The organism is Methanosarcina sp., from assembly GCF_049706645.1.
Classification (GTDB): domain Archaea; phylum Halobacteriota; class Methanosarcinia; order Methanosarcinales; family Methanosarcinaceae; genus Methanosarcina.
The window spans coordinates 1-2,885 of record NZ_JBNAKP010000060.1; the positions used below are offsets into that span (position 1 = coordinate 1).

Sequence of the window (2,885 nt, forward strand, 5' to 3'; positions counted from 1 at the left end):
TTTCTGCAGAATTAGAGCATACATTTCTACAATCAGAAAGAATAGTTTGCCTGTTATAGAGGGTATTCTTGCGGCGCTCAAAGGAGCGCCGCTAACTATACCCTGAATAGTTACTTTTAAGTTTAACAAACTCTAGTAATTGACTTATCCCAAAACTCAAAAACTTCTTTGAATTGTAAACTTTGAATAATCAACCGAGTTTCTAATTATGAAAATAGTTACGAAACTCTTATTGATACGGGAATAAAATTGGTTTTGGGACAAGCTCCATTACTTCTTTCTATTCTATATCTATTTCTTATTTTGGCTGTGTAGAAATCCTATGTAATAATGAATCTTAATTCACTTGAACTGAATGACCTGATATATTTTGCTTATTTATAGTCAAAAGCCAAAATTTCTTTACCAGTCTCAAGTGAAAGGTTAACCACAGAAAGCACGGAAAACACAGAATAAAGGAAATAGGGGCACAATTCTTCCGTGCTTTCCGTGTCGTAGGTGGTTATAAGGTAAGTGCAAACATTTACAGTAGGGACTATAGTTTTAGCTTCTTGAAGCTGATTTAGGTAGGTTTTCTACAAAGGGCTTATTTTAGAACCTGATCTTGCTGTTCAAAATACAGGAATCAAGCCCGGATTGTTGCCGGTAATGCATTCTCCCCCGTCAGCGGTTACTATAAAAGTATTTTCGATTCCGACCATTCCGATGTTTTCAATCCCCTTTTTAGGTTCGAGGGCAAATACCATTCCCTCCTGAAGCGGGTCATCAAAACCTTCTGCAATTACAGGCGTTTCATCGATTAGCAGTCCAACTCCATGCCCGAGGAATTTTACTTTCCGGTTACCAAAACCCATGAAGTTTTGCAGGAACTCCGAATCGAGCTTATTAATCACGGTAGTATAGATTTCGGAGGGAATAGCGCCGGGTTTTAACATTGAAGCCGCTTCGTTCTGTATGGTTACACATTTATTATGGGCATCTATGGCAGATTGTGGAAGGGAAGAACCAAACATGTACGTTGTCGTTTTATCCGTGTTATAGCCTTCAACCCCGCATCCGACGTCAATGAATACCAGATCTCCTTTCTTCAGCTTTCTGTCACGGCTTCCGATGAGAGGAACTGCAGGGCTCATTCCGTAACATCCTCCAGGCCCGTTAAAATAACAGGGGTAAATCGAGCTTTCACCGAAACAGACATTTCCCAGGAACATCTCGGTATCAAACATCCCAAAACGGCACAACCCATGATGGCCTTCCTCGACCATAACTGAAAATAATTCGGTTGCCAGGTCCGTTTCACTCATTCCTTCCTGCAGCATATCGGGTACAAGCTCTTCCAGTACATGCTGATGAATCTTGCCAGCTTCTCTTGTTAGCGAGAGCTCATATTCGCTCTTTACTGCTCTGACCGCGCAAATTTCAGCGTCAGCAGATTTAACATTCTTAAAAGAGAAGTATTTCTGAAATCTCTGGTATAAAGCCAGAGGGACAACCTCGGTTTCGAGGTATACAGTATCCGGAAGCCCTTTTATGCTCTTTACAGCTTCACGGAAACTGTTCATAGGCTCTATACTGGAAAATAAGGATTCGTCCAGGGCTCTTTCATAGCTGCGCCGTACCCAGAATGTTGCCTCTCCGTGCTTAGGGATAATTAACATTCCATCCTGCATCGTACCCGTAAAATAATAAAGATTTATTTTGCTGAATATAACAGCTATCTCCCATTCGGGGTTTGAGATATCCATGCGTTTTCTAAAATTCCTCAAGCGGTTTTTCAGTTCGGTTAAAGGTACTTTCTTAATCATGCGGATCCCTTTACTAAGTTATCTGTTATCAATTATAGAAGTGTAACCCACAGTAGTTAATATGGAAGAACTTTTGGTAAGAACTTATTAGCAGATGTACAGAATAGTCCTGCGTAATAGCTGTTATTTCTCACAACGATAAATCTTATTTCTCACAGCAAGAATTCTTATTTCTCACAGCGATAACTGTTACTTTTCACATCAGCAGTTATTATTTCTCACACCAATCCCTTAAAAAGATAAAAAGTAACTCTCGGGGTGGTGAAACCTCAGTTCATTTTGAAAACGGAAAAAATAATTAGAAAGAAAACAAATTAAAAGGAAAGAAAAAGTAAAAAAGGGTTTTTTTGAAAAGGGGTTATCATGTTAAGAAAATTCGAAGATCTCATTGAAAAGGCTTCAGGAATAGGGCTCAAGGCTTATTTTGTGGATGCAGGGGATGTTCCGGTTGAGAACAGAATTGCTCTGAAATGTGCCTACGGTTGCAGAGGCTACGGAAAAAGATTGAGCTGCCCACCTCATATTATCTCGGTTGAGGATTTCAGAAAAGTTATAGCGGAATACAGCAGTGCGCTTCTACTTGTCGATGAACGCGATACTTCACAGGTGCCGGATATCCTTGAAGCCTGGGGAGAAATGCGCAAAGGCTCTTTTCATAAAATGTTAGAGCTTGAACAGGAAGCTTTCAGAGAAGGTTTTACTTTTGCGCATCTCCTCAGGCCCGGTTCCTGCAACGAATGCGATGTCTGTAATCTTGAAAAATGTATAAAACCGGAATTAAGGCGTTTTGCACCTGAAGCTGTAGGAATAAATCTCCACAAAGCAATGGAAAAGGCAGGACTTGTACTTGAGTTCTGCAAACCTGAGAAAACTGCATGTGTCGGGGTTTTGCTGCTTGAGTAAAAGTTCAGGTAGAAAATAGATCAGATACGTCAGTGACAGCTCCCACGAATAAATTCGCAGGCATCTATGGTATTTCAACCAATGCTATACTGCCCTAGAGCAACTATTTATCCGTGTCTCGCCTGTACCGTTCCAAGTTTTACCTGTAGAACTTCTCTACAGAACCCTATACTCAGA

At 40.5% G+C, this 2,885-nt stretch carries 2 protein-coding genes; one reads left to right on the plus strand and one right to left on the minus strand.

The window, feature by feature from the left end; genetic code table 11:
* Positions 1-611: 611 nt before the first annotated feature.
* Positions 612-1,805 (minus strand): M24 family metallopeptidase, encoded by a 1,194-nt coding sequence (locus ACPK8D_RS16170; protein WP_424718883.1) that lies wholly within the window; start codon positions 1,803-1,805, stop codon positions 612-614.
* Positions 1,806-2,168: 363 nt separating this feature from the next.
* On the opposite strand from ACPK8D_RS16170, the gene ACPK8D_RS16175 reads away from it, so the two are divergent.
* The gene (locus tag ACPK8D_RS16175; protein WP_424718884.1) at positions 2,169-2,708 is read left to right on the plus strand and encodes a DUF2284 domain-containing protein; all 540 of its coding nucleotides are present in this window, start codon (positions 2,169-2,171) and stop codon (positions 2,706-2,708) included.
* The last annotated feature ends 177 nt before the right edge of the window (positions 2,709-2,885 follow it).

Excerpts from the sequence above, each read along its gene's own strand:
- ACPK8D_RS16170 (WP_424718883.1), bottom strand. The coding sequence starts at position 1,805 with ATGATTAAGAAAGTACCTTTAACCGAACTGAAAAACCGCTTGAGGAAT.
- ACPK8D_RS16175 (WP_424718884.1), top strand. The coding sequence starts at position 2,169 with ATGTTAAGAAAATTCGAAGATCTCATTGAAAAGGCTTCAGGAATAGGG.